Here is a 26,282-nt window from a genome sequence, read left to right as displayed (position 1 = left end):
AGGGTTTGCGGCGCCAGCTAGAAACTATCTCAGATACCGTCACCTGTGACACTCATTTGCGTCAACAAGCCGGCGTCCGACCCGATTGGCATGTGGGAAACTAACACATTCATCGCAAGCTTCCATGCGCGGCTGAATGTCGCCCTGCGGCATGTTATCAGGCGGTACCCGCTGCTGGCGAGTCTTCAACGCGGGATAACAGGGGCTTCGCCGCCCCGCGTTAACCCTGCGGGCCGCCTGCTTCAATTTGTCATAAGTTCCGCAGCACGGTAGCCGGCTTCTGGTTCAGCGCCAGCAGCGTACCGAGCAGCCCGAGGCCTACCGTCACGATCAGCGCTGCCACGACCACGCCCGCGGCGCTGCCGGCCTGCCAGATGAAGCTCAGGGTCATCAGCCGGGTCACGATCAGCCAGGCGGCAACGGAACCGGCGATCACCCCGAAAATCGCGGTGGCAAAGCCGATCATCAGATATTCCAGCGCGTAGGCGCCGAGCAGCCGCGCCCTTGTGGCGCCCAGGGTTTTCAGAATGACGGCGTCGTAGACCCGGTGGCGGTGGCCGGCGGCCAGCGCGCCGCCCAGCACCAGAATGGCCGATATCAGGGTCACGGTGCTGGCGCCGCGGATCGCCAGCACCAGATTGGTCACGACAGTGCCGATGGTTTCCAGCGCCTCGCGGACCCGCACGCTGGTCACCATCGGGAAGGCGTCGGCCACCGCCTTGACGATCCGGGCATCGCCGGCCGGGTCCGGATGGGCCTCGGTCAGGGTCGCGATATGGGTATGCGGCGCGCCCTTGAAGGCGTTGGGCGAGAACACCAGCGCGAAATTGATGCCGAGGCCCTGCCAGTCCACGGTGCGCATATTGCCGATGGTGGCCTTGATGTCGCGGCCGAGCACATTGACGACGATCTCGTCGCCGATCGTCACCCCGAGCCCGTCGGCGATTTTTTTCTCGATCGAGACCAGTGGGGGGCCGGCATAATCGGCGCGCCACCATTGGCCCTCGACCACCTTGGACCCCTTGGGGATCTCGCCGGTATAGGTCAGGCCGCGATCGCTCTGCAGCACCCATGCGATATCGGACGAGGGCTTGAGGTCTTCGGCCTTGACGCCGCGGGCGCCGACGATGCGGCCGCGCAGCATCGGCACGTCCTCGACGGTCGATTGCGGCGCGGTCTGCTTCAGGAAGGCGTCGAAGCGCCCGGACTCGCCGGTGGGAATATCGATGAAATAGAACGACGGCGCGCGGTCCGGCAATGCCGCCAGGAATTGCCGCCGCAGATTGCCGTCGATCTGGGTGATGGTGACCAGCACCGCGAGGCCGAGGCCGAGTGACATCACCACCGAGGGCGTCAGCGCGCCGGGCCGGTAGATATTGGCGATCGCCAGCCGCAGCATGGTGATGCGGGTGCGCGGCAGGCGCCGCGCCAGCGCCATCAGCCCGGCAGCGATGCCGCGCAGCAGCGCGAACACCACGATCGAGGAGGCCACGAACACCGCCGCGACCCGCTTGTCATAGGCCAGCCCGATCGCCACCGCGATCAGCAGCGCGATCACGGCAGCCATCAGCACCAGATAACCCCAGCGCGGGCGATGCCATTCGCTGCTGACCGCCTCGCGGAACAGCGCCGCTACCGGGACGTCATGTACCCGGCCGAGCGGCCACAGTCCGAAGGCGAGCGCGGTCAACAGGCCGTAGACGAACGACAGCGCGAGTTCATCGAGATGCAGCGCCGGCACCACGGGCAACGGCAACAGCTTGCCGAACACGCCCACGATGGCGAAGGGCAGCGCCGCGCCGGCGACAAGGCCGATCACCGAGCCGACGGTGGCGAGCACGACCACCTGGGTCAAATAGATGGTGAAGACGTCGCGGCCGGTGGCGCCCAGCGCCTTGAAGGCGGCGATGACGTCGCGGCGGCGATCGATATGGCTCTTGACGGCGTTGGCGACCCCGACGCCGCCGACCAGCAGGGCGGCGAGGCCGACCAGGGTCAGGAACTGGGTGAAGCGGTTGATGGTGCGTTCGAGTTGCGGCGAGGCGTTGCCGCGGCTGCGAATCTCCCAGCCGGCCTCGGGCAGGGTGCTTCGCGCATCATTGGCGAGCGCGGTCGCGGCGCGATCATCGGCGGCATTATCGGGCAGTCTTACCCGGTAGATCCAGCGCACCAGGCTGCCCGGCTGCAGCAATTCGGTGGCGCGCAGGCCGGCTTCGCTGACCAGGAACCGCGGGCCCAGACCGACGCCGCCGGCCAGTTTGTCCGGCTCGGATGAGACCACGCTGCGGATCTGGAATGTCGCATTGCCGACAGAGATGCGGTCGCCGATCTTGAGGTCGAGCCGCGCCAGCAGAATCGAATCGGCGGCCGCGCCGAACGCACCATCCCGCTCCGCCAGCACATCCGCCACCGGCAATTTCGGCTGGAGCGTCAGCTCGCCGAGCATCGGGTAGGCGCCGTCCACCGCCTTGAGCTCGACCAAAGCGAGGCGGCCATCGCCGGTGCGCGCCATGCCGCGCAGCGTCGCCGCGACAGATACTTCGCCGCGCGATCGCAGAAACGCGATTTCGTCCGGCTTGGCCTCGCGCTGGATCAGGGAGAAGGCGACATCGCCGCCGAGCAGGGTGCGGCCCTCGCGCGCCAGTCCGTCGCCGAGGCTCGCCGCCACCGAGCCGACCCCGGCAATCGCCATCACGCCGAGCGCGATGCAGGCGATGAACACATAGAAGCCGCGCAGGCCGCTGCGCAGTTCGCGCAGGGCGTAACGCAAAGCGAGCGAAGCCCCGCGGCTGCCGCCGGAGGCGGGTTCGGCGGCTATACTCTCGGCGGTCCTGACCAGACTCATGAAGCGGCTTCGCGATCGGCCGGCTGGGTGCTGTCGATCCGGCCGGAGCGCAGCCGCACCACGCGGTCGCAGCGCTGCGCCAGTGAGGTATCGTGGGTCACCAGCACCAGGGTCATGCCGCGCTCGGCATGCTTGGTGAACAGCAGATCGACGATCTGCTTGCCGGTGGTTTCGTCGAGATTGCCGGTGGGCTCGTCGGCTACCAGAATCGCCGGATCGGGTGCCAGCGCGCGGGCCAGTGCGACGCGCTGCTGTTCGCCACCGGACAATTGGGTGGGGTAATGATGCAGCCGGTCGCCGAGACCGACCGATGTCAGCTCCTGCGCCGCGCGCCGGGACGCATCGGGATTGCCGGCGAGTTCCAGCGGCACCGCGACATTTTCCAGCGCCGTCATGGTCGGGATCAGATGAAACGACTGGAACACGATGCCGACCTGGCGGCCGCGAAAGCGGGCCAGCGCGTCCTCGTCGAGGGCATTGAACGGGGTGCCGCTGACCACCACCTCTCCGCTGTCAGGACGCTCCAATCCCGCCATCACCATCAGCAGGGTGGATTTTCCTGAACCGGAGGGGCCGATCAGGCCGATCGCTTCACCTGGAGCGACCCGCAGGCTGATATCCTTGAGGATATGAACGCGCGCCGCGCCCGTGCCGAGCGAGAGGTTGACGTTCGAGATGGCAATGGTGTCCGGCGCGAGGCCGGCCAGCGATGAGGGTTTGATGAGACTGTCCATGGTCCGCTCATATGGCACTTCCTTGCGACAGGTCGAGGGGGCACAGCGCATGTTCGCGCACATGCTCGTGTTGAGCCTGCTGCTGCTGGCGCCGGCCACGGCCTTTGCCCAAGCCGCTGCCCAAGCCACGGCAGCCCGGGAGACCACGCCGGTGAAGATGGTCGTTTTGGGTGATTCGCTCAGTGCCGGCCTTGGCCTGTCGGCCCCCGCGGCATTCCCGGCGCGGCTACAAAAGGCCTTGCAGTCCAAAGGGATAGCCGTTGACATGATCAACGCCGGGGTTTCCGGCGACACCACTTCGGGCGGCCGCGACCGGCTCGACTGGTCAGTGCCGGAGGGAACCCAGGCGGTGATTCTCGAGCTCGGCGCCAATGACGCGCTGCGCGGTGTCGATCCCAAGGTCACCCGATCGGCCCTGGCCGACATCCTGACGCGGCTGAAGGCGCGCGGGATCTCGGTTTTGCTGTGCGGGATGTTGGCGCCGCCGAATTACGGGGCCGACTACTCGGCCCGCTTCAACGCGATCTATCCCGATATCGCCAGGCAGTTCGGCGTGCCGCTGTATCCGTTTTTCCTCGAGGGCGTCGCCACCGAGGCCAGGCTCAATCAGCCGGACGGGCTGCATCCCACCGCGGAAGGGATCGACGTCATCGTCAAGAACATCCTGCCCGCGGTGGAGGCATTTCTGGGCGCGATAACAGGGCAACCCAGTTGAAAAACAGGCAGCGATAACCTTAAGCACAGGAGTTTTCTCAGGTCCTCGCGCCGGATGCTTCGCAGAGTCACATTCCTACGGTAAAAATAGCCATCGGTGATTCGATACCGGGTTTCTTGCATCGGGAGTCGTGCGATGCCGCGTTTGTTCACTGGACTGGAAATCCCGGCCGAGATCGGCCAGACGCTTTCCAATTTGCGCGGCGGCCTTCCGGGCGCGCGCTGGATCGACCCCGAAAATTATCACGTCACCTTGCGCTTCATCGGCGATATCGACGGCGTCGCGGCGAATGAAATCGCCTCGCTGCTGTTTCGCATCAACCGCAAGCCGTTCGAGGTCGCGCTGCAAGGCCTGCAGAGTTTCGGTGGCAAGAAGCCGCGCGCGGTGGTCGCCTCGGTGGTGCCGAGCCGCCCCCTGATCGAACTGCAGGCCGAGCTGGAACGCCTGATGCAGCGCATCGGGCTCGACCCCGAGGGCCGCAAGTTCACCCCGCATGTGACGCTGGCGCGGCTGCGCGACGCCTCCAACCAGGACGTCGCCGACTATCTGTCGGTGCGCGGCTATTTCCCGACGCGGGTGTTCACGGCGTCGCGCTTCGTGCTGTTCTCCTCGCGCGCCTCCACCGGCGGCGGCCCCTATGTGGTCGAGGATTCCTACGCGCTGAGCGCGTGAGGTCGGTCGCGTGCCCCGGACGCAGCGCGGCGCGCCGCCTTCGGCGTGATGCGCTGCAGAGCCGGGGCCCTGACTGATCCACCAGACAGATAGAGATGGGTCCCGGCTCTGCGGTGCATCGTGAAGAACGCTGCACCGCGTCCGGGACACGGGATCGCGCATACCCCTCACACCATTTCACGGCTTGCAATTTTGCTCCCGCTAGGGCCGTAAGGGGGCCATGCTGTCTCCGCCCGACGCCTCGTTCCGTAGCCATTATCAGAGCCTCGTGTCCTCGGGCGCGATCGAGGCCGATGCTGCGCAGGCGGAGGCCGCCGAAGCGTTCGCGGACCTCGAGGCGCGGCTGACCGGCTACAAGCCGCTGCGCAAGCAGAGCCTGTTCGGCCGGCTGTTCGCCGACAAGGCCGAGGCGCCGCCGGGCGGCCTCTATGTCCATGGCGAAGTCGGGCGCGGCAAGACCATGCTGATGGATCTGTTTTTCCAGCACAGCCCGGTGCGGCACAAGCGCCGCGCCCATTTCCACGAATTCATGGCCGAGGTGCATGAACGGATCTACGGCTATCGCCAGAACATCAAGCGCGGCGAGATCTCCGACGGCGATGTGGTCGGGCTCACCGCAGCTGCGATTTTCGACGAGGCCTGGCTTTTGTGTTTCGACGAATTCCACGTCACCGACATCGCCGATGCGATGATCCTCGGCCGCCTGTTCTCAAAACTGTTCGAGCTCGGCACCGTGGTGGTGGCGACCTCCAACGTCGCGCCCGAGGATCTCTACAAGGGCGGCCTCAACCGGGCGCTGTTCCTGCCCTTCATCGCGCAGATCGCCAAGCATATGGACGTGCTGCGGCTCGACGCCCGCACCGATTTCCGGCTGGAAAAACTCGCAGGCGTGAAGATGTGGCTGGTGCCGGCGGATCACGACGCCGCTGATGCGCTCGACAGGGCCTGGATCAAGATGACCGGCAATGCGCCATGCCGGCCGCGCGATATCGCGATCAAGGGCCGCAAGCTGCATGTGCCGTGTTCGGCGCATGGCGTGGCGCGGTTTTCCTTCGCGGACATCTGCGAGAAGCCGCTGGCGGCCTCCGATTACCTGCGGCTCGCGCACGATTATCACACCATCATGATCGATAGCATCCCGGTGATGGGCTACGCCGATCGCAACGCCGCCAAGCGCTTCATCACGCTGATCGACACGCTCTATGACAACGCGGTGAAGCTGATGGCCTCGGCGGAGGCCGATCCGCTGTCGCTGTATGCCGCGACCGAAGGCCATGAGGCCAACGAGTTCAAGCGGACGTCGTCGCGGCTGATTGAAATGAGTTCGGAATCCTATCTTGCGCTGCCCCACGGCCACAAGGATTCCGCGGCGAGCGGGTCGAGCACCGGATTGGTGGAAACCTAACGCCCGCCATGGCGGTGCCGGTGGGATAGGGCGGCTCTGGTATACCCCTGACCGAAATCAAGGCAGGGCCGATAATTGGGCATAGGTTGACTTGAACGGGTCCCGCGAAAGGGATAACCAGCCATCCAGCTTCTCTACCCCTCCTCCTTGACCTTTACAGGACAGATTTCCCATGGCGCGTGACAAGATTGCTTTGATTGGCTCCGGTCAGATCGGCGGAACACTGGCTCATCTCATCGGCCTGAAAGAGCTCGGCGACGTCGTGATGTTCGACATCGCCGAGGGCGTGCCGCAGGGCAAGTCGCTCGATATCGCGCAATCCTCACCGGTCGACGGTTTCGATGCGCATTTCACCGGCGCCAATTCCTATGAGGCGCTCGACAACGCCAAGGTCTGCATCGTCACCGCCGGCGTGCCGCGCAAGCCCGGCATGAGCCGCGACGATCTCCTCAGCATCAATCTCAAGGTGATGGAGCAGGTCGGCGCCGGCATCAAGAAATACGCCCCCGACGCCTTCGTCATCTGCATCACCAACCCGCTCGACGCCATGGTGTGGGCGCTGCAGAAGGCCTCGGGCATGCCGCACAAGAAGGTGGTGGGCATGGCAGGGGTGCTGGATTCCTCGCGCTTCCGCTATTTCCTGGCCGACGAGTTCAACGTCTCGGTCGAGGACGTCACCGCCTTCGTGCTGGGCGGCCATGGCGACACCATGGTGCCGCTGGTGAAATATTCCACCGTGGCCGGCATTCCCTTGCCCGACCTGGTCAAGATGGGCTGGACCTCGCAGGCGCGGATAGACGAGATCGTCGACCGCACCCGCAATGGCGGCGCCGAGATCGTCAACCTCCTGAAGACCGGCTCGGCATTCTATGCCCCGGCGGCTTCCGCGATCGCGATGGCCGAGAGCTATCTGCGCGACAAGAAGCGCGTGCTGCCCTGCGCGGCCTATCTCAACGGCGAATACGGCGTGAAGGACATGTATGTCGGCGTGCCCGTTGTCATCGGATCGAAGGGTGTCGAGCGTATTGTCGAGATCGAGCTGGCCGGCAAGGACCGCGAAGCCTTCGACAAGTCGGTCGGCGCGGTGCAGGGTCTGGTCGATGCCTGCAAGAAGATCGCGCCGGATCTGCTCGGCCGCTGATCCCGTCTGGATTGTCCGGGGTTCGCCTGAAGGCGGCCCCCGGAATCCGGCGCGTCACAGGCGCCGGGATTTCCGGAGCATTTTGGATTTGCAGTGGCCGTGGTATATGGTATGCCAGATGGCAAAAGCGGGTGAATTCCAAATTCACCGCACGAGGATTCGGGGAACGTCCAGATGAACATCCATGAATACCAGGCCAAGGCGTTGCTGCGCGAATTCGGCGTGAACGTGCCGCGCGGGGTCGCCATCCTCAAGGCGTCCGACGCCGACCTCGCCACCGACGAACTCGGCGGCCCGGTCTGGGTGGTGAAGAGCCAGATCCACGCCGGGGGACGCGGCAAAGGCAAATTCAAGGAAGCCTCCGCCGGCGACAAGGGCGGCGTGCGCGTCACCAAGTCCGCCGCCGACGTCAACCAGTTCGTCAAGCAGATGCTGGGCGCGACGCTGGTTACGCTCCAGACCGGACCGGCTGGCAAACAGGTCAACCGGCTCTACATCGAGGAAGGCTCCGAGATCGACAAGGAGTTCTATTTGTCCATCCTGGTCGACCGCGAAACCTCAAGGGTGGCGTTCGTGGTGTCCACCGAAGGCGGCGTCAACATCGAGGACGTTGCCCATAACAGTCCCGAAAAGATCATCACCTTCTCGGTCGATCCCGCCACCGGCATCATGGGTCATCACGGCCGCACCGTCGCGAAAGCGCTCGGCCTGACCGGCGATCTGGCCAAACAGGCGGGAAAGCTGGTGGGGCAGCTCTATACCGCGTTCGTCGCCAGGGACATGGCGATGCTGGAGATCAATCCGCTGGTGGTGACGAAACAGGGCGAACTTCGCGTGCTCGACGCCAAGGTATCGTTCGACAGCAACGCGCTGTACCGCCATCCCGAAGTCGTGGCGCTGCGCGACGAGACCGAGGAAGACGCCAAGGAAATCGAGGCGTCGAAATACGACCTCAACTACATCACGCTGGACGGCACCATCGGCTGCATGGTCAACGGCGCCGGCCTCGCGATGGCGACCATGGACATCATCAAGCTCTACGGCATGGCGCCGGCGAACTTCCTCGATGTCGGCGGCGGCGCCGACAAGACCAAGGTCGCCGCGGCGTTCAAGATCATCACCGCCGATCCCAACGTGAAGGGCATCCTGATCAATATCTTCGGCGGCATCATGAAATGCGACGTCATCGCCGAGGGCGTGGTGGCGGCGGTGAAGGAAGTCGGTCTGAAGGTGCCGCTGGTGGTCCGGCTGGAAGGCACCAACGTCGAGGCCGGCAAGAAGATCATCGCCGATTCCGGGCTCAACGTGCTGACCGGCGACAATCTCGACGACTCCGCGCAGAAAATCGTCAAGGCCGTAAAGGGAGCCTGATCCGATGGCCCAGGACCATCTCGCCGCACCGACGCCGCTCGAGGAGCATCGCAAGCTCGCGGCGTTCGCGGGCGAGTGGTCCGGCGAGGAGATGGTGTATCCGTCGCGCTGGACCGCCGGCGGACCAGCCACGTCGCACGTCACCGCCCGCATCGATCTCAACGGCTTCTACCTGATCCAGGACACCCGCCAGACCCGCGACGGCGCGGAGACCTTCGCGACGCATGGCGTGTTCACCTACGACCGCGAAGACCGGCTCTACAAATTGTTCTGGCACGACTCGCTCGGCTACTACCCGCCGTCGCCGGCCTCCGGCGGCTGGACCGGCAAGACCCTGATCCTGGTGCGCGGCTCGCTGCGCGGCAATGCGCGCCATGTCTATGAAATCATCGACGACAACAGCTACAGCATGAAAATCCAGTTCTCGCCTGACGCGGAAGGCTGGGCCGACGTGCTCACCGGCGTTTACCGGCGCATCCACTGATCCCTTTGACCCGCCGTCCGCGAAAGCAAATCCAGTCATGTCCATTCTGATCGACAAGAATACGAAAGTCATTTGCCAGGGGTTTACCGGCAAGAACGGCACCTTCCATTCGGAAGCGGCGATCGCCTATGGCACCAAGATGGTCGGTGGCACTTCGCCCGGCAAAGGCGGATCGGTGCATCTCAATCTGCCTGTTTTCGACACCGTGGCCGAGGCGCGGGAAAAGACCGGCGCCGATGCCAGCGTGATCTACGTGCCGCCGCCGGGTGCGGCCGATGCGATCTGCGAAGCCATCGATGCGGAAATTCCGCTGATCGTCTGCATCACCGAGGGCATCCCGGTGCTCGACATGGTCAGGGTCAAGCGCTCGCTGGAAGGATCGAAGTCGCGGCTGATCGGGCCGAATTGCCCGGGCGTGATGACCGCGGGCGAATGCAAGATCGGCATCATGCCGGCCAACATCTTCAAGCCCGGCAATGTCGGCATCGTCTCGCGCTCGGGCACGCTGACCTATGAAGCCGTGTTCCAGACCAGCCAGGAAGGCCTGGGGCAGACCACCGCGGTCGGCATCGGCGGCGACCCGGTCAAGGGCACCGAATTCATCGACATGCTGGAGATGTTCCTGGCCGACCCCAAGACCACCTCGATCGTCATGATCGGCGAAATCGGCGGTTCCGCCGAGGAAGACGCCGCCCAGTTCATCCGGGACGAGGCCAAGCGCGGGCGCTCCAAGCCGATGGTCGGCTTCATCGCCGGTGTTACCGCTCCCCCCGGCCGCCGCATGGGCCATGCCGGCGCCATCATTTCTGGCGGCAAGGGCAACGCCGGTTCCAAGACCGCCGCGATGGAAGCGGCCGGAATCACGGTCTCGCCGTCCCCGGCGCGGCTCGGCAAGACTCTTGTCGAAAAGTTGAAGTCTTAATTCAATCCTTGGTTCTTTTCGGGGCGAACATTCGCCCTAAATAGGGTAAAAGGTGCCCTATCAGGCTGATCCGGTGCCCGGATCGGCCGTTGCGCCGTATTCCATGCGCTCGAAAATCACCAGGACGCCCTTATGTCTCGCCAAGATGCGAACGCCGCCTTTGCCCTCTCCTCGTTTTTGCAGGGCACCAATGCTCCCTATATCGACGATCTCTACGCCCGCTACGAGAAGGACCCCAATTCGGTCGACGCCGACTGGCAGGCCTTCTTCAAGAGCCTGAAGGACGCTCCCGCCGACGCGCAAAAGAACGCGGACGGGCCGTCCTGGGGCCGGGACAACTGGCCGCTGACGCCGCGCGACGACCTGACCTCCGCGCTCGACGGGAACTGGGCGCAGGTCGAAAAGGCCGTCGGCGCCAAGCTCGTCGCCAAGGCGCAGGCGCAGCCCAAAGGCAGCGAGTTGACGGCGGCCGATATCCATCAGGCCACCCGCGATTCGGTCCGCGCCCTGATGCTGATCCGCGCCTACCGCATGCGCGGCCACTTCCACGCCAAGCTCGACCCGCTCGGGATCGAGCCGGCGCGCGACCGCGAGGAGCTCGATCCGCGGTCCTACAGCTTCACCGAGGCCGATTACGACCGCAAGATCTTCCTCGATCACGTGCTCGGCCTCGAATATGCGACGCTGCGCGAGATCGTCGCGATCTGCGAACGCACCTACTGCCAGACCCTTGGCGTCGAGTTCATGCACATCACCAACGCCGCGCAGAAGGCCTGGATCCAGGAGCGCATCGAGGGCCCGGACAAGGAAATCAGTTTTACCCGCGAAGGGCGTCGCGCCATCCTGATGAAGCTGATCGAGGCCGAAGGCTTCGAGAAATTCTGCGACGTCAAATTCACCGGCACCAAGCGGTTCGGCCTCGACGGCGGCGAATCGCTGATTCCGGCGCTGGAGCAGATCATCAAGCGCGGCGGCAATCTCGGCGTGAAGGAAATCGTGGTCGGCATGCCGCATCGCGGCCGCCTCAACGTGCTGACCCAGGTGATGGGCAAGCCGCATCGCGCGCTGTTCCATGAATTCAAGGGCGGCTCCGCCAATCCGGACGCGGTCGAAGGCTCCGGCGACGTCAAATATCATCTCGGCGCCTCGTCGGACCGCGAGTTCGACAACAACAAGATCCATCTGTCGCTGACCGCCAACCCCTCGCATCTCGAGATCGTCGATCCCGTGGTGCTCGGCAAGGTGCGCGCCAAGCAGGACCAGCATGGCGATCCGCCGGACATGCGCATTTCGGTGCTGCCGATGCTGATGCATGGCGACGCCGCATTCGCCGGACAGGGCGTGGTGGCGGAATGCTTCGCGCTGTCGGACCTGAAGGGCTACCGTACCGGCGGTTCGCTGCACTTCATCGTCAACAACCAGATCGGCTTCACCACCTATCCGCGCTATTCGCGCTCGTCGCCCTATCCGTCGGACGTGGCGAAGATGATCGACGCGCCGATCTTCCATGTGAACGGCGACGATCCGGAAGCGGTGGTGTTCGCCGCCAAGGTGGCGATCGAATTCCGGCAGAAATTCCACAAACCGGTCGTTATCGACATGTTCTGCTACCGCCGGCATGGCCATAACGAAGGCGATGAGCCGGCGTTCACCCAGCCGGTGATGTACAAGAAGATCGCGACGCATCCCGGCACGGTCGAGATCTACTCCAAGCGGCTGATCGCCGAAGGCGTGATCACCGAGGGCGAGGTCGAGAAGGCCAAGGCCGACTGGCGCGCCAGGCTCGATGCCGAGCTCGAGGCCGGCTCGGGCTACAAGCCCAACAAGGCCGACTGGCTCGACGGCAAATGGGCCGGGTTCAAGTCGGCCGACCAGGAAGAGGATCCGCGCCGCGGCGTCACCGGCGTCGATGTCGAGGTTCTCCGGGATATCGGCCGCAGGATCACCAAGGTGCCCGACGGCTTCCGGGTCCATCGCACGGTGCAGCGGTTCCTGGAAAACCGTGCCAAGGCGATCGACAACGGCGTCGGCATCGACTGGGCGACCGGCGAGGCGCTGGCGTTCTGCACGCTGCTGGAGGAAGGCCATCATGTCCGGCTGTCGGGACAGGATTCCGAGCGCGGCACCTTCTCGCAGCGGCACTCGGTGCTGATCGATCAGGAAGACGAGAGCCGCTACACGCCGTTCAATCATCTCGGCGTCGATCAGGGCCATTACGAAGTCATCAACTCGCTGCTGTCGGAAGAAGCGGTGCTCGGCTTCGAGTACGGCTATTCGCTGGCGGAGCCGAAGGCGCTGGCGGTCTGGGAAGCGCAGTTCGGCGATTTCGCCAATGGCGCCCAGGTGCTGTTCGACCAGTTCATCTCCTCGGGCGAGCGCAAATGGCTGCGCATGTCCGGCCTCGTCTGCATGCTGCCGCACGGCTACGAAGGGCAGGGACCGGAACATTCCTCTGCCCGGCTCGAACGCTTCCTGCAGATGTGCGCCGAAGACAACATGCAGGTGGTCCACGCCACCACGCCGGCCAACTTCTTCCACGTGCTGCGGCGTCAGCTGCATCGCGAAATCCGCAAGCCGCTGATCCTGATGACGCCGAAGTCGCTGCTGCGGCACAATCGCGCCGTCTCACGGCTCGACGAACTCGGCGCCGACACCACGTTCCACCGGCTGCTCTACGATGACGCGGCGATGCTGCCGGACGAGAAGATCAAGCTGGTGCCGGACGACAAGATCCGCCGCGTCGTGCTGTGCTCGGGCAAGGTCTATTACGATCTGTACGAGGAGCGCGAAAAGCGCGGCATCGACGACATCTATCTGATGCGCGTCGAGCAGCTCTATCCGGTGCCGCTGAAGGCGCTGGTGCACGAACTCGCGCGTTTCAAGGGCGCCGAACTGGTCTGGTGCCAGGAAGAGCCGCGCAACATGGGCGCGTGGCATTTCATCGAGCCCTATCTCGAATGGGTGCTGAACCAGATCCACGCGCCGAACAAGCGTCCGCGCTACGCCGGACGTGCGGCCTCGGCGGCGACCGCCACCGGTTTGATGTCGAAGCATCTGGCGCAGCTCAAGGCGTTTCTTGACGACGCGCTGGGCTGAACAAACTTTCATTCGTCATCCCCCGCGAAAGCGGGGGATCCAGTAACCGCGCTGCCTCCTTCAATCGGGACCGTCACGGATTACTGGATCGTCCGCCTCCGTGCGCAATCGCGCACAAGGCGGACGACGACAGCAGAAGCGACTATTGAGGAAGCAAAACGATGACTGAAATTCGCGTTCCGACACTCGGCGAGTCCGTGACCGAGGCCACCATCGGCCGCTGGTTCAAGAAGGCCGGCGACGCCGTGGCGGTCGATGAACCCCTGGTCGAACTCGAGACCGACAAGGTCACGATCGAGGTTCCGGCGCCTTCCGCGGGCACCCTCGGCGACATCATCGCCAAGGACGGCGAGACCGTTGCGGTCGGCGCGCTGCTCGGCCAGATCAATGACGGCGCCGTCGCTGCCGCCAAGCCCGCCGCGGCGCCCGCCAAGGCTGCCGCACCTGCTGCACCGGCGCCCGCTGCCGCAGCCCCTGCGGCTGCGCCAAAAGCTGCGCCATCAGACGCGCCGCTGGCGCCGTCAGTGCGCAAGATTTCCGCCGAGAGCGGCGTCGATGCCGCCACGGTGCCCGGCTCCGGCAAGGATGGACGGGTGACCAAGGGCGACATGCTGGCTGCGATCGAGAAGGCGGCTTCGGCGCCGACCCCGGTCAATCAGCCGGCCGCCGCGGTGCAGGTGCGGGCGCCATCGCCGGCCGACGATGCCGCGCGCGAGGAGCGCGTGAAGATGACGCGGCTGCGCCAGACCATCGCGCGCCGCCTCAAGGACGTGCAGAACACCGCCGCGATGCTGACGACCTTCAACGAGGTCGACATGAGCCACATCATGGCGATGCGCGCCCAGTACAAGGACGTGTTCGAGAAGAAGCACGGAGCCAAGCTCGGCTTCATGGGTTTCTTCACCAAGGCCTGCGTGCAGGCGCTGAAGGATATCCCGGCCGCCAATGCCGAAATCGACGGCACCGACCTGATCTACAAGAATTACTATCACGTCGGCGTCGCTGTCGGCACCGACAAGGGCCTGGTGGTGCCTGTCGTGCGCGACTGCGATAACAAGTCGATCGCCGATATCGAAAAGAACATCGCCGATTTCGGCCGCCGCGCCCGCGACGGCCAGCTCAAGATCGACGAGATGCAGGGCGGCACCTTCACCATCACCAATGGCGGCATCTACGGTTCGCTGATGTCGACGCCGATCCTGAACGCGCCGCAATCCGCCATTCTCGGCATGCACAAGATCCAGGAGCGCCCGGTCGCGATCGCCGGCAAGGTCGAGATCCGGCCGATGATGTATCTGGCGCTGTCCTACGATCACCGCGTGATCGACGGCAAGGAAGCGGTGACGTTCCTGGTCCGCGTCAAGGAAAGCCTGGAAGATCCGGCACGGCTGGTGCTGGATCTCTGACGCATTCCGCAACCGGCTGCCGCTTCAACGCGGCGTCGCAGTCCTGCTGGCGCTGACAGTCGGGCGGGAATGGTGAGCGAGGGGGGTAAATCTTGACCGACAAAGTGGTGATCATCACCGGCGGCAGCCGTGGCATCGGCCGCGCCACCGCGATAGCGGCCGCCGCGCGCGGCTATCGTGTCGTGGTCGGTTATGCCAGCAACAAGGCGGCGGCCGATGAGGTCGTCGGCATGATCGAGGGCAAGAACGGCAAGGCCATCGCCGTAAAATGCGATGTCGGTCACGAGAGTGACATCCTCGCGCTGTTCAAGGCCGCGGACGGTTTTGGCACGCTTGGTGCGCTGGTCAACAATGCCGGCATCGTCGGCAAGAGCGGTGTGCGTGTCGAGGACATGACGGCGCAGCGGATTCAGGAAGTGATGGCGGTCAACGTCACCGGTGCGATACTGTGCGCGCGCGAGGCGGTGAAGCGGATGTCGACCAAATTCGGCGGCAAGGGCGGCGTCATCATCAACATTTCCTCGGTCGCCGCGCGGCTCGGCTCGGCCAACACCTATGTCGATTATGCCGCCTCGAAGGCCGCGATCGATGCCCTCACCATCGGTCTCAGCCACGAGGTCGCCACCGACGGCATTCGCGTTGCAGGCATTCGCCCGGGCCTGATCGATACCGACATTCACGCCTCCGGCGGCGAGCCCGATCGGGCGCAGCGCCTTGCGCCGATGGTACCGATGAAGCGTGTCGGCAAGGCGGAAGAAATCGCCAATGCCGTCGTCTGGCTGATGTCGGACGAAGCCTCCTACGTCACCGGTACCACGCTTGATGTGTCGGGCGGGCGCTAATAGCTGTCACACATCCTAGCTACAGGACTTCAACCATGGCTTCCTACGATCTCGTTATCATCGGCACCGGCCCCGGCGGATATGTCTGCGCGGTGCGTGCGGCGCAGCTCGGCATGAAGGTCGCCGTGGTCGAAAAGAACGCCACGCTCGGCGGCACCTGTCTCAATGTCGGCTGCATGCCGTCGAAGGCGCTGCTGCATGCCTCTGAAATGTTCGAGGAGGCCGGGCACTCGTTTGCCAAAATGGGCATCAGCGTGTCCGAGCCGAAACTCGATCTGCCGGCGATGATGAATTTCAAGCAACAGGGCATCGACGGCAACGTCAAGGGCGTCGACTTCCTGATGAAGAAGAACAAGATCGACGTCATCCACGGCAAGGGCAAGGTGCTCGGCACCGGCAAGGTGGAAGTGTCAGGCGGCGACGGCAAGACGCAGGTGGTCGAGACCAAACACATCGTGATCGCCACCGGCTCCGATATCGCGCGGCTGAAGGGCATCGAGATCGACGAGAAGCGCATCGTGTCGTCGACCGGCGCGCTGTCGCTCGACAAGGTGCCTTCGAGCCTGCTGATCGTCGGCGCCGGCGTGATCGGGCTCGAACTCGGCTCGGTGTGGCACCGGCTCGGCGCGAAAGTCACCGTGGTGGAATTCCTCGACCGCATCCTGCCCGGCACGGACGGCGAGGTGGCAAAGCAGTTCCAGCGCATTCTCGAAAAGCAGGGTTTTGCGTTCAAGCTCGGCGCCAAGGTCACCGGCGTCGATACCTCGGGCAAGACATTGTCGGCCAGCGTCGAGCCGGCCGCGGGCGGGGCTGCCGAAAAGCTCGAAGCCGACGTGGTGCTGGTCTGCATCGGGCGCGTTCCCTACACCGAGGGCCTCGGCCTGAAGGAAGCTGGCGTCGCGCTCGACAATCGCGGCCGCGTCCAGATCGATTTGCATTTCGCCACCAGCGTGAAGGGCATCTATGCGATCGGCGATGTCGTGGCGGGCCCGATGCTCGCGCACAAGGCCGAGGACGAAGGCGTCGCCTGCGCCGAGATTCTCGCAGGGCAAGCCGGGCATGTGAACTACGACGCTATTCCAGGCGTTGTGTATACCACCCCGGAAGTTTCGTCCGTCGGCAAGACCGAGGAAGAGCTGAAGCAGGCCGGCGTCGCCTATACGGTCGGCAAGTTCCCATTCACCGCCAACGGCCGTTCCAAGGTCAACCAGACCACGGATGGCTTCGTGAAAATTCTCGCAGATGCGAAGACCGATCGGGTGCTCGGTGTGCACATCATCGGCCGCGAAGCCGGGGAATTGATCCATGAGGCCTGCGTCTTGATGGAGTTCGGCGGTTCCGCCGAGGATCTGGCGCGCACCTGCCACGCCCATCCGACCCGCTCGGAAGCCGTCAAGGAAGCCGCGCTTGCGGTCGGCAAACGCGCCATCCATATGTGATCTGCGCCCGGCCGGGCGGAGACAAATTTGATGCGCCGCGTGTTCAAGCCACTCTGGGTCCTGCTCGCGGTCATCTTCCTGATCGAAGCATGGCTGTGGGATCACCTCGAACCCGTCGTGGAGCGGGTGGTCGCGCGGATTCCGCTGCGCGCCTTCAAGCATTGGCTCGCCGAAAAAATCGCTGCGCTGTCGCCGGCGCTCACGCTGATCGTGTTCGTCGTGCCCGCCATCCTGCTGTTTCCGCTGAAGCTGCTTGGGCTCTGGCTGCTCGCCCATGAATACTGGATCAGCGCCGTCACGCTGATGGTGTTCGCGAAATTCCTCGGCCTCGGCGTGACCGCCTTCGTCTTCGATGTGACGCGGCCGAAACTGCTGCAAATGCAGTGGTTCGCCAAGCTCTACGAATGGGTGCTGGCATTGCGGGCCAAGGCCGCCGAGCTGGTCAATCCGATCAAGCTGCGGATCAGGGAATTCATCCGCAGCGAAGGCGACGGCTGGCTGTCGCGGACGCGGCAGTTGATCCAGCGCTTCCGCAAGAACGCGCACGAAGCGCGGTAGTTCTGTCAGTCGTTTGAATTCAGTCTCACGGCGAAGTCGATCTTACCTCTCCCGATGGGGAGAGGTGAAGAGACTACATCAAATGCACCGCATGGGGCGCGAACAGGCCGATTGCCGTGAAGACCAGGCCGGTGACCGCCAACAGGCCCGCGACCCAGGCCAGCGCGATCATGCCGGTGATGATGGTGGCCGACGCCAGCACGATGCCGATCTGGAACGCCGCCGAGGCGACCTCGTAATGATGATAGCGCGCCATCGAGAGATCGCGGGCCTTCTCGGCCTCCTTGGCGCGGTTGGCCAGCTGCTCCGAACCTTCGCCGGTTTCCGGCTCCGAGCGGTAGCGCGCCGCGGTCTTCTTCCAGTTCTCGATCTGCTTTTCCAGCGCCGCCTTGGCGGCGTCGTCGCCCATGACGCCGAGGCTCAAGCGGGCCTGATCCGATGTCGCCTCGACCACCGTGCGGCGGATGCTCTTGGCCTGGAAGAATGCCCACAGGTTCGAGGCCTCGACGTTCTTGCTGATGGAGTCGGTCTGCGCGCCCTTGCCCAGCGTTTCCGAGAACGCCAGAAACAACGCGATAACGGCGATCAGCAGTGCGATGTTCTTGTTGGAGCCGGAAGCGTGCTCGGCGTGCTCCGCGTGCTCCATGCTTTCATGTGCGCCCATGATTCTCTCCCCCTTGTGGAATGCATCCACGATTGACCGAACACCGCCGCCTGCGCAAGTGCCAAGCCGATGTGACGCCAGTGTGTCAGGGTTGAAAGCCGGCGGCTCACGCCCGCGGATGCGCCGACTTGTAGACTTCCAGCAGCCGCTCAGAGTCGATCCCGGTGTAGATCTGCGTGGTCGAGAGCGAGGCGTGCCCGAGCAGCTCCTGGATCGCGCGCAGGTCGCCGCCGCGGTTCAGCAGGTGGGTGGCAAAGGAATGCCGCAGCGCATGCGGCGTGGCGCTGTCGGGCAGGCCGAGCGCGCCGCGCAGCCGTTCCATGGTGAGCTGAATGATTCGAGGGCTGAGCGGGCCGCCCCGCGCGCCGACGAAAATCGGGCCTTCCGGCTTGAGCTGATGCGGGCACATCGCGACATAGTCCTGCACAAGCGCCAGCACGTTCCGCAGCACCGGCACCATGCGGGTCTTGTTGCCCTTGCCGGTCACGATGATCACGTCGCCTTCGCCGGGCAACGGCACCTCGCGGCGCTTCAGGCCCAGCGCTTCGGAGATGCGCAGGCCCGAGCCGTACAACAGCGCCATCACGGCGGCGTCGCGCGCCCAGATCCAGGGATCGCGGGTATCGCCGGCGCGTTCGTCGGCGTCGGCAAAACGCCTGGCCGCCGCCATCTGGATCGGCTTCGGCAGGCTCTTGCCGACCTTGGGCGCGCGGATCGCGGAGAGCGCGCCGACCTTGCCCTTGCCTTCCTGTTCGAGGAAACGCCCGAACGAGCGCAGCCCCGCCAGTGCCCGCATCAGCGAGCGGCCGCCGATATCCTCGGCGCGGCGCATCGCCATGAACGCCCTGACGTCGCTGGCCTCGAGGGCGGCAAACTGCGCCAGCGTCACGCGGCCGCCCCAGTGCTGGCTGAGAAACACCAGGCACTGGCGCAGGTCGCGGGCATAGGCTTCCCGCGTCTTCGGCGACAGCCGCCGTTCGGCGCACAGATGCGACAGCCAGCGCGTCATCTGCAGCGCGACGTCGTCGGCGGCGCATTCGAGCTCGATCGGCTGGACGGCTGGAACTGATGCTGGAATTGGCTTGCTAATGGACTTGGCCACGGCGCTGCCTTGCTGATTCTGATGGACTATATCGCACTTCTTTCGTTTACCGTTCGCTAACTGGCGAAGGGGACGGCGGCTGCACTGGCACCGGCCGGCGTACGGTCTTAAGTTAGCCCGCCTTTCCGGCTTCGAGTCTGATTCTCAAATGGACCATTCCGCGCGCGCCACCTCATCCGCATCATCGACGCGCGTCGTCGATGTGCTGGTGCCGGTGGCGCTCAATCAAAACTATTCCTACCGGGTGCCGCGCGGCATGGATCTGAAGCCGGGCGATGTGGTGTGTGTGCCGCTGGGGCCGCGCGAGGTGGTCGCGGTGGTATGGGCGGAAAACGCCAATCCCGATCCGCGGCTGCATAACCGGCTCAAGGACGTCGGCGAGAAACTCGATGTCCCGCCGCTGAAGCCGGAACTGCGTTCGCTGGTGGACTGGGTCGCCAACTACACGTTGTCGCCGCGCGGCATGGTGCTGCGGATGTGCTTGCGAATGGGCGAACATCTCGGGCCCGAGCGGGTGCGGATGGGCGTGCGCCTGATCGGGGCGGCGCCAAAACGCCTGACGCCGGCGCGGCGGCGGCTGATCGATATTCTGTCGGATGGCCTGCTGCACGGCAAATCCGAGGCCGCCCGGGAAGCCGGCGTCAGCGCCGGCGTGATCGACGGCCTGGTCGATGAGGGCACGCTGACAGTCGAGCCGATGCCGCGCGCACTGCCGCCGCCGGCGCCCGATCCGTCCTTTGCCCAGCCAGACTTTACCAGCCAGCAGCGCATCGCCGTGGACGCGATGCGGGCGTTGGCGGCCAACGGCAGTTTTCACGTCGCGCTGCTCGACGGCGTCACCGGCTCCGGCAAGACCGAAGTCTATTTCGAAGCCATCGCGGAAGTGATCCGTCGCGGCAAGCAGACGCTGATCCTGATGCCGGAGATCGCGCTGACCGGCCAGTTCCTCGACCGCTTTGCCGAGCGTTTCGGGGTGCGGCCGCTGGAGTGGCATTCCGAACTGACCCCGCGCACGCGGCAGCGCAACTGGGCGGCCATCGCGGCGGGCGAGGCGCCCGTGGTGGTGGGCGCGCGCTCCGCGCTGTTTCTGCCTTACGGCAATCTCGGGCTGATCATCGTCGATGAAGAGCACGACCAAGCCTACAAGCAGGACGAGGGCGCGCATTACCACGCCCGCGACATGGCGGTGGTGCGGGCGCATATCGCGAAAATTCCGATCGTGCTGGCGTCGGCGACGCCGTCGGTCGAGACCGAGGTCAATGCGCGAAAAGGCCGCTATCAGCGCGTGGTGCTGCCGGCGCGATTCGGCGGCCAGCACATGCCGCATATCGAGGCGATCGATCTGCGCCGCGCGGCGCCGCCACGCGGCCGTTTCATCTCGCCGGTGCTGGCCGAGCAGGTAAAGGTCGCCATCGAACGCAAGGAGCAGGCGCTGCTGTTCCTCAATCGCCGCGGCTACGCGCCGCTGACGCTATGTCGGGCCTGCGGCCATCGCTTTGCCTGCACCATCTGTGATGCCTGGCTGGTCGATCACCGCTTTCGCCAGCGCCTGGTTTGTCATCACTGCGGCTTCTCGATGCCGCGTCCACCGGTCTGCCCGCATTGCCAGGCCGAGGAATCGCTGGTCGCGGTCGGCCCCGGCGTCGAGCGCTTGCAGGAAGAAGCCGCACAATTGTTTCCGCAAGCGCGCACCATGGTGCTGTCGAGCGATCTCATCACCTCGATCGAGACCATGCGCAGCGAATTGAACGAGATCGCCGCCGGCCGGGTCGACATCATCATCGGCACCCAGCTCGTCGCAAAAGGCCATAATTTCCCGCGGCTCAATCTGGTCGGCGTGATCGACGCCGATCTGGGCCTCAGCAACGGCGATCCGCGCGCCGCCGAGCGGACCTTCCAACTGCTCAACCAGGTGATCGGCCGCGCCGGCCGCGACCAGGGCCGCGGCGTCGGCTATCTGCAGACCCATCAGCCCGAGCATCCCGTGATGAAAGCGCTGGTGGCGTGCGACCGCGAGGCGTTCTACGCCAGCGAGATCGAGGCACGCGAACGATCAGGCTATCCGCCGTTCGGCCGGCTCGCCAGCCTGATCATTTCGGCCGGCGACCGCCCCACCGCGGAAGGTTTTGCGCGAAAACTGGCGGCGATCGCGCCGATCGACGAGCGGATCCAGGTGCTGGGTCCCGCCGAAGCGCCGCTGGCCGTGATCAAGGGCCGCTATCGCTTCCGGCTGTTGATAAAATCGCTGCGCAATGTCGACCTGTCGGAGTATCTGCGCGAATGGCTCGCGGCCGCGCCGAAGACCAAAGGCACGCTCAAGCTCGAGGTCGACGTCGATCCGCAGAGTTTTTTGTGATGAGCGCAACTGCTCTCTCAACGTCATTGCGAGGAGCCCTTGCGACGAAGCAATCCATCTCACAGCACGAAGAAAGAATGGATTGCTTCGCTGCGCTCGCAATGACGTTGAGGGGGGCGGGGCGCATGAAACAACGAAAAAGCCTGCCGTCATGGCTGACGGCAGGCTCTGTTTCGGCACGCAGGAAACTCGCGGCCGTACTCGGACGCAACGCTTACTGAAGCTGTTCGAAGGAATGGGCGGTCAAATCGCCCGAAGCGATCACATGACCTCGGCGACCACGCGGCCGACGCCGCGGCTGGTCAGGCCGACCGCGCGCGCAGCACCGGTCGACAGGTCGAGCACGCGTCCCTTGATGAACGGACCGCGATCATTGATGGTGACGACGACGCTCTGGCTGCCATGGGTCACCTTCACTTTGGTGCCGAACGGCAGGGAGCGGTGAGCCGCGGTCATGGCGTTCTGGTTGAAGCGCTGGCCGGACGCGGTCTTGCTGCCGGACTCGTTGCCATAGAAGGAAGCCATTCCCGAGAAGCTGCGTCCGGAACCGGACGAAGGCGCGATCGCCGCGTTGGCGTTGAGCAGGGATGCCTGGGATTTGGCCGCGTGGTGGGAATGGTGGTGGCGATGGTGCCTGGATTTGGCCGAGGCCTCGGTGACGCCTGCACCGATCAGGAGAGTTGCGGCGAAAAGAGCTAGCGCCGTGTGCGACCGGGTTATTTTTCCCAGTGCCGGGTTATTGGAAGTCTGCATAAAAACGTCCCTCGAGATAGTAATGCCACATATGTGGCAAGTGGAACCCCCGTCCCAATGTGAGTGAACGCCGTTTGGTGGGCTAATAAGGCGTAAGCTGGGCAGTATATCGTTTTCAGGTTGGCCTGAAACATCTTGTGACTGAACACAGGTAATCAACAAATGTTCCGTAATCTCGCGCGTTAACACATTTTTAACTAATTATTACTTGGAAATATTGACAAGCAAAGTCATCGTCAGTCGCGACGGGATTTACGCAAGTATTGGCCAAGACGGAATGGTTCGGGGGAGGCTGACGTTCCCGCCGGTCGGTCATGGGAGCCATGCAGCAGCCGCAGGAACGAGAGGGCAGATCGCGAACAGCGCGCCAATGGTGGGACGGATGGTCACCAAATTGGCGGCGCCGGATTGGTCGCAAAATGCCTCCGGTGGCCCTTTGCAAAGAACCTGCGACAAGGCATCGCCAGTCGCCGCGGTCATGTTGCACCTGCGCTCTTGCTATGTTAGCAAAGCCGCGATTTTAACGAGCCCGGTGCTGTCAGTGCCGGTCGTAAATCGAAGTCCCGCTTGAATTCCAAGGGCTTGGATCGCTAGGCGCCGCATCGTGGCGACGGTTTTTCCCTTGCGAGTTTGACAGCAAAAAAGAGCGCGCTAGTGGCTGCTGAAGATCCGTCGGTTTCGGGAGTGTCCGGTCGTTACGCAACGGCTCTGTTCGAGTTGGCGCGCGATGAAAAATCCATCGATGCGGTCAAGGCCGATCTCGAGAAATTCGAGGCCATGCTGGCCGATAGCATCGATTTGAAGCGGCTGGTCCGCAGTCCGGTTTTCTCGGCGGGCGAGCAGTCGCGGGCGCTGGCCGCCGTGCTCGAAAAGGCTGGAATTTCAGGCGTTGCCGCCAAGTTCCTCAAGGTCCTCACCGCCAACCGCCGCCTGTTCGCCGTCACCGATGTGATCCGCGCGTTCCGCGCGCTGGTGGCGAAGTTCAAGGGCGAGGCCACCGCCGACGTGACGGTCGCCGAAAAGCTCAGTGACAAGAATCTCGACGCCCTCAAGACCGCCCTGAAATCGGTAACGGGCAAGGACGTCGCGCTCAACGTGAATGTCGATCCCTCGATCATCGGCGGCCTCGTCGTCAAGCTTGGCAGCCGCATGGTGGATAGTTCGCTTCGCACCAAACTCAATTCGATCAAGCACGCGATGAAAGAGGCAGGCTGATGGACATCCGCGCCGCGGAAATTTCCGCGATCCTCAAGGACCAGATCAAGAATTTCGGCCAGGAGGCTGAAGTTTCCGAAGTCGGACAGGTGTTGTCCGTCGGCGACGGCATTGCCCGCGTCTACGGCCTCGACAACGTCCAGGCCGGCGAAATGGTCGAATTCGAGAACGGCACCCGCGGCATGGCGCTGAACCTCGAAACCGACAACGTCGGCATCGTGATCTTCGGCGCCGACCGCGAGATCAAGGAAGGCCAGACCGTCAAGCGCACCCGCGCCATCGTCGATACGCCGGTTGGCAAGGGCCTGCTCGGCCGCGTCGTCGACGCGCTAGGCAACCCGATCGACGGCAAGGGTCCGATCCAGGCCGACAAGCGCATGCGCGTCGACGTCAAGGCGCCCGGCATCATCCCGCGCAAATCGGTCAACGAGCCGATGGCAACCGGCCTCAAGGCCATCGACGCCCTGATCCCGGTCGGCCGCGGCCAGCGCGAGTTGATCATCGGCGACCGTCAGACCGGCAAGACCGCGATCGCGCTCGACACCATTCTGAACCAGAAGCCGCTCAACGCGCAGACCGACGAGAAGATCAAGCTGTATTGCGTCTATGTCGCGATCGGCCAGAAGCGCTCCACCGTCGCCCAGTTCGTCAAGGTGCTCGAAGAGCAGGGCGCGCTGGAATATTCCATCATCGTCGCGGCCACCGCGTCCGATCCGGCGCCGATGCAGTACATCGCGCCGTTCACCGGCTGCACCATGGGCGAATATTTCCGCGACAACGGCATGCACGCCGTCATCATCTATGACGATCTGTCGAAGCAGGCCGTCGCCTACCGCCAGATGTCGCTGTTGCTGCGCCGTCCGCCGGGCCGCGAAGCCTATCCCGGCGACGTGTTCTATCTGCATTCCCGCCTGCTCGAGCGCGCCGCCAAGCTCAACGACTCCCAGGGCTCGGGCTCGCTGACGGCGCTGCCGATCATCGAAACCCAGGCCAACGACGTGTCGGCCTACATCCCGACCAACGTGATCTCGATTACCGACGGCCAGATCTTCCTGGAAACCGACCTGTTCTTCCAGGGCATCCGCCCGGCGGTGAACGTCGGTCTGTCGGTGTCGCGCGTCGGATCATCGGCGCAGACCAAGGCGATGAAGAAGGTCGCCGGCAAGATCAAGGGCGAGCTGGCGCAGTACCGCGAAATGGCGGCGTTCGCGCAGTTCGGAAGCGATCTCGACGCCTCGACGCAGCGCCTGCTGAACCGCGGTTCGCGCCTCACTGAACTCCTGAAGCAGCCGCAATTCTCGCCGCTGAAGATGGAAGAGCAGGTCGTGGTGATCTACGCCGGCGTCAACGGCTATCTCGACACGCTGCCGGTCGCCAAGGTCCGTAGCTTCGAAGACGGCCTGCTGTCGCTGCTGCGCGGCAAGAACGTCGACATCCTCAATACCATCCGCGACAGCCGCGATCTCAGCGACGATACTGCCGCCAAGCTCAAGGCCGTGGTCGAGGGTTACGCCAAGACGTTTGCTTAAAATAATGCCGTCATGGCCGGGCTTGACCCGGCCATCCACGTCTTGGGGCGTGGATGACGACAAGACGTGGATGCCCGGCACAAGGCCGGGCATGACGAAAAATGGGCTTGCGGTCGGGTCATGAACCGGATCGCCGGGGTGAACTGAGAATGGCTTCACTGAAAGACATGCGGGTCCGCATCGCCTCCACCAAGGCGACGCAGAAGATCACCAAGGCCATGCAGATGGTCGCAGCCTCCAAGTTGCGCCGCGCGCAGAGCGCCGCCGAGGCGGCGCGGCCCTACGCCGAAAAAATGGATGCGGTGATTTCCAACATCGCCAGCGCTGCCGCAGGCTCCCCCGGCGCCCCGGCGCTGCTGGCGGGCACCGGCAAGGATCAGGTGCATCTGTTCCTGGTCTGCACCGGCGAGCGCGGCCTGTCCGGCGCATTCAACTCGTCGATCGTGCGGCTCGCCCGCGAGCGCGCGCTGGCCCTGATGAACCAGGGCAAGGAAGTCAAATTCTTCTGCGTCGGCCGCAAGGGCTTCGAGCAGCTGCGCCGCAATTTCGAGCGGCAGATCGTCGAGAACGTCGAGCTGCGCTCGGTCCGCCAGCTCGGCTTCGTCAATGCCGAGGACATCGCCAAGAAAGTCATCGCGCGCTTCGATGCCGGCGAGTTCGACGTCTGCACGCTGTTCTATTCGCGCTTCAAGTCGGTGATCTCGCAGATCCCGACCGCGCAGCAGATCATTCCGCTGGTCGTGGAAGCGCCCGCCGCCAATGCCGGTCCGGCGACATCCTACGAGTACGAGCCGGAAGAAGACGAGATCCTGAGCGGCCTGCTGCCGCGCAATCTCGCGGTGCAGATCTTCCGCGCGCTGCTGGAAAACAACGCTTCGTTCTACGGCGCGCAGATGAGCGCGATGGACAACGCCACCCGCAACGCCGGCGACATGATCCGCAAGCAGACCCTTATCTACAACCGCACCCGTCAGGCGATGATCACCAAGGAGCTGATCGAGATCATCTCCGGCGCCGAGGCGCTCTGAGAACC

The 26,282-nt window shown here is 64.4% G+C and carries 21 protein-coding genes; 16 read left to right on the top strand and 5 right to left on the bottom strand.

All coding sequences use genetic code 11. From position 1 onward, the window contains the following. Positions 1 to 250: 250 nt before the first annotated feature. Positions 251 to 2,845, bottom strand: a complete 2,595-nt coding sequence (locus tag Q7T45_RS06055; protein WP_304868754.1) for an ABC transporter permease — start codon at positions 2,843 to 2,845, stop codon at positions 251 to 253. Next, on the bottom strand, positions 2,842 to 3,579 hold the full coding sequence (locus Q7T45_RS06050; protein WP_304868753.1) for an ABC transporter ATP-binding protein: 738 nt from the start codon (positions 3,577 to 3,579) through the stop codon (positions 2,842 to 2,844). The genes Q7T45_RS06055 and Q7T45_RS06050 overlap by 4 nt, the downstream gene beginning before the upstream one ends. Here Q7T45_RS06050 and Q7T45_RS06045 point away from each other — a divergent pair. The 12 genes from Q7T45_RS06045 to Q7T45_RS05990 all read left to right on the top strand — a co-directional run bounded on the left by Q7T45_RS06045 (position 3,578) and on the right by Q7T45_RS05990 (position 17,630). After that, positions 3,578 to 4,294 (top strand): arylesterase, encoded by a 717-nt coding sequence (locus tag Q7T45_RS06045; RefSeq protein ID WP_370691216.1) that lies wholly within the window; start codon positions 3,578 to 3,580, stop codon positions 4,292 to 4,294. The genes Q7T45_RS06050 and Q7T45_RS06045 overlap by 2 nt on opposite strands. Before the next feature lie 135 nt (positions 4,295 to 4,429). Beyond that, positions 4,430 to 4,966 carry an RNA 2',3'-cyclic phosphodiesterase gene (gene thpR / locus Q7T45_RS06040; RefSeq protein ID WP_304868752.1) on the top strand — a complete coding sequence of 179 codons (537 nt, stop codon included), beginning with the start codon at positions 4,430 to 4,432 and terminating at the stop codon, positions 4,964 to 4,966. Between the two features lie 220 nt (positions 4,967 to 5,186). Further along, positions 5,187 to 6,371, top strand: a complete 1,185-nt coding sequence (zapE, locus tag Q7T45_RS06035; protein ID WP_304868750.1) for a cell division protein ZapE — start codon at positions 5,187 to 5,189, stop codon at positions 6,369 to 6,371. A 172-nt stretch (positions 6,372 to 6,543) separates the two neighbouring features. Then, positions 6,544 to 7,512, top strand: a complete 969-nt coding sequence (mdh, locus tag Q7T45_RS06030) for a malate dehydrogenase (protein WP_304744191.1) — start codon at positions 6,544 to 6,546, stop codon at positions 7,510 to 7,512. A 174-nt stretch (positions 7,513 to 7,686) separates the two neighbouring features. Beyond that, a complete protein-coding gene (gene sucC, locus Q7T45_RS06025; RefSeq protein WP_304868747.1) occupies positions 7,687 to 8,883 on the top strand; it encodes an ADP-forming succinate--CoA ligase subunit beta in 1,197 nt (398 codons plus the stop codon). A gap of 4 nt (positions 8,884 to 8,887) precedes the next feature. Next, a complete protein-coding gene (locus Q7T45_RS06020) occupies positions 8,888 to 9,367 on the top strand; it encodes a DUF1579 family protein (protein ID WP_304868745.1) in 480 nt (159 codons plus the stop codon). Between the two features lie 37 nt (positions 9,368 to 9,404). Continuing rightward, entirely contained in the window at positions 9,405 to 10,289 is an 885-nt protein-coding gene (sucD, locus tag Q7T45_RS06015; RefSeq protein WP_304868743.1) for a succinate--CoA ligase subunit alpha, read from the top strand. A 132-nt stretch (positions 10,290 to 10,421) separates the two neighbouring features. Next, positions 10,422 to 13,385, top strand: a complete 2,964-nt coding sequence (locus Q7T45_RS06010; protein WP_304868741.1) for a 2-oxoglutarate dehydrogenase E1 component — start codon at positions 10,422 to 10,424, stop codon at positions 13,383 to 13,385. Positions 13,386 to 13,546: 161 nt separating this feature from the next. Further along, on the top strand, positions 13,547 to 14,791 hold the full coding sequence (gene odhB / locus Q7T45_RS06005; RefSeq protein ID WP_304868739.1) for a 2-oxoglutarate dehydrogenase complex dihydrolipoyllysine-residue succinyltransferase: 1,245 nt from the start codon (positions 13,547 to 13,549) through the stop codon (positions 14,789 to 14,791). Positions 14,792 to 14,883: 92 nt separating this feature from the next. Then, the gene (locus tag Q7T45_RS06000) at positions 14,884 to 15,633 is read left to right on the top strand and encodes an SDR family oxidoreductase (protein ID WP_304868737.1); all 750 of its coding nucleotides are present in this window, start codon (positions 14,884 to 14,886) and stop codon (positions 15,631 to 15,633) included. A 35-nt stretch (positions 15,634 to 15,668) separates the two neighbouring features. Further along, on the top strand, positions 15,669 to 17,072 hold the full coding sequence (lpdA, locus tag Q7T45_RS05995) for a dihydrolipoyl dehydrogenase (RefSeq protein ID WP_304868735.1): 1,404 nt from the start codon (positions 15,669 to 15,671) through the stop codon (positions 17,070 to 17,072). Between the two features lie 27 nt (positions 17,073 to 17,099). Beyond that, a complete protein-coding gene (locus Q7T45_RS05990; RefSeq protein WP_304868733.1) occupies positions 17,100 to 17,630 on the top strand; it encodes a hypothetical protein in 531 nt (176 codons plus the stop codon). Positions 17,631 to 17,703: 73 nt separating this feature from the next. Here Q7T45_RS05990 and Q7T45_RS05985 read toward each other — a convergent pair whose 3' ends face one another. Together Q7T45_RS05985 and Q7T45_RS05980 are read right to left on the bottom strand one after the other, a co-directional pair. Further along, a complete protein-coding gene (locus Q7T45_RS05985) occupies positions 17,704 to 18,294 on the bottom strand; it encodes a DUF4337 domain-containing protein (RefSeq protein WP_304868731.1) in 591 nt (196 codons plus the stop codon). A gap of 106 nt (positions 18,295 to 18,400) precedes the next feature. Next, positions 18,401 to 19,303 carry a tyrosine recombinase XerC gene (locus Q7T45_RS05980; RefSeq protein WP_370691218.1) on the bottom strand — a complete coding sequence of 301 codons (903 nt, stop codon included), beginning with the start codon at positions 19,301 to 19,303 and terminating at the stop codon, positions 18,401 to 18,403. A gap of 241 nt (positions 19,304 to 19,544) precedes the next feature. On the opposite strand from Q7T45_RS05980, the gene Q7T45_RS05975 reads away from it, so the two are divergent. Beyond that, entirely contained in the window at positions 19,545 to 21,752 is a 2,208-nt protein-coding gene (locus Q7T45_RS05975; RefSeq protein ID WP_304868729.1) for a primosomal protein N', read from the top strand. Between the two features lie 261 nt (positions 21,753 to 22,013). Here the strand turns inward: Q7T45_RS05975 and Q7T45_RS05970 are convergent, their stop codons facing one another. Beyond that, positions 22,014 to 22,505: a septal ring lytic transglycosylase RlpA family protein gene (locus Q7T45_RS05970; protein WP_304868728.1), complete on the bottom strand. Its 492-nt coding sequence runs from the start codon at positions 22,503 to 22,505 to the stop codon at positions 22,014 to 22,016. Positions 22,506 to 23,159: 654 nt separating this feature from the next. Here Q7T45_RS05970 and Q7T45_RS05965 point away from each other — a divergent pair. From Q7T45_RS05965 to Q7T45_RS05955, 3 genes are all read left to right on the top strand, one after another. Then, positions 23,160 to 23,720 (top strand): F0F1 ATP synthase subunit delta, encoded by a 561-nt coding sequence (locus Q7T45_RS05965; RefSeq protein WP_304868727.1) that lies wholly within the window; start codon positions 23,160 to 23,162, stop codon positions 23,718 to 23,720. After that, complete coding sequence (gene atpA, locus Q7T45_RS05960) at positions 23,720 to 25,249, top strand: F0F1 ATP synthase subunit alpha (protein ID WP_304868725.1); 1,530 nt, start codon at positions 23,720 to 23,722, stop codon at positions 25,247 to 25,249. Before Q7T45_RS05965 ends, atpA begins: the two co-directional genes overlap by 1 nt. A gap of 149 nt (positions 25,250 to 25,398) precedes the next feature. Then, complete coding sequence (locus Q7T45_RS05955) at positions 25,399 to 26,277, top strand: F0F1 ATP synthase subunit gamma (protein ID WP_304868722.1); 879 nt, start codon at positions 25,399 to 25,401, stop codon at positions 26,275 to 26,277. The last annotated feature ends 5 nt before the right edge of the window (positions 26,278 to 26,282 follow it).

The sequence above is a fragment of the Bradyrhizobium sp. genome (assembly GCF_030646015.1).
Taxonomy (GTDB): Bacteria; Pseudomonadota; Alphaproteobacteria; order Rhizobiales; family Xanthobacteraceae; genus Bradyrhizobium.
Note: the sequence above shows the minus strand (reverse complement) of the source record. Positions and strands in the feature narration are given on the sequence as shown.

Bases quoted from the DNA above. Each gene is read 5' to 3' on its own strand.
- Q7T45_RS06055 (WP_304868754.1), bottom strand. From the start codon at position 2,845: ATGAGTCTGGTCAGGACCGCCGAGAGTATAGCCGCCGAACCCGCCTCC.
- Q7T45_RS06045 (WP_370691216.1), top strand. From the start codon at position 3,578: ATGGTCCGCTCATATGGCACTTCCTTGCGACAGGTCGAGGGGGCACAG.
- Q7T45_RS06050 (WP_304868753.1), bottom strand. From the start codon at position 3,579: ATGGACAGTCTCATCAAACCCTCATCGCTGGCCGGCCTCGCGCCGGAC.
- thpR (WP_304868752.1), top strand. From the start codon at position 4,430: ATGCCGCGTTTGTTCACTGGACTGGAAATCCCGGCCGAGATCGGCCAG.
- zapE (WP_304868750.1), top strand. From the start codon at position 5,187: ATGCTGTCTCCGCCCGACGCCTCGTTCCGTAGCCATTATCAGAGCCTC.
- mdh (WP_304744191.1), top strand. From the start codon at position 6,544: ATGGCGCGTGACAAGATTGCTTTGATTGGCTCCGGTCAGATCGGCGGA.
- sucC (WP_304868747.1), top strand. From the start codon at position 7,687: ATGAACATCCATGAATACCAGGCCAAGGCGTTGCTGCGCGAATTCGGC.
- Q7T45_RS06020 (WP_304868745.1), top strand. From the start codon at position 8,888: ATGGCCCAGGACCATCTCGCCGCACCGACGCCGCTCGAGGAGCATCGC.
- sucD (WP_304868743.1), top strand. From the start codon at position 9,405: ATGTCCATTCTGATCGACAAGAATACGAAAGTCATTTGCCAGGGGTTT.
- Q7T45_RS06010 (WP_304868741.1), top strand. From the start codon at position 10,422: ATGTCTCGCCAAGATGCGAACGCCGCCTTTGCCCTCTCCTCGTTTTTG.
- odhB (WP_304868739.1), top strand. From the start codon at position 13,547: ATGACTGAAATTCGCGTTCCGACACTCGGCGAGTCCGTGACCGAGGCC.
- lpdA (WP_304868735.1), top strand. From the start codon at position 15,669: ATGGCTTCCTACGATCTCGTTATCATCGGCACCGGCCCCGGCGGATAT.
- Q7T45_RS05985 (WP_304868731.1), bottom strand. From the start codon at position 18,294: ATGGGCGCACATGAAAGCATGGAGCACGCGGAGCACGCCGAGCACGCT.
- Q7T45_RS05980 (WP_370691218.1), bottom strand. From the start codon at position 19,303: ATGACGCGCTGGCTGTCGCATCTGTGCGCCGAACGGCGGCTGTCGCCG.
- Q7T45_RS05975 (WP_304868729.1), top strand. From the start codon at position 19,545: ATGGACCATTCCGCGCGCGCCACCTCATCCGCATCATCGACGCGCGTC.
- Q7T45_RS05970 (WP_304868728.1), bottom strand. From the start codon at position 22,505: ATGCAGACTTCCAATAACCCGGCACTGGGAAAAATAACCCGGTCGCAC.
- atpA (WP_304868725.1), top strand. From the start codon at position 23,720: ATGGACATCCGCGCCGCGGAAATTTCCGCGATCCTCAAGGACCAGATC.
- Q7T45_RS05955 (WP_304868722.1), top strand. From the start codon at position 25,399: ATGGCTTCACTGAAAGACATGCGGGTCCGCATCGCCTCCACCAAGGCG.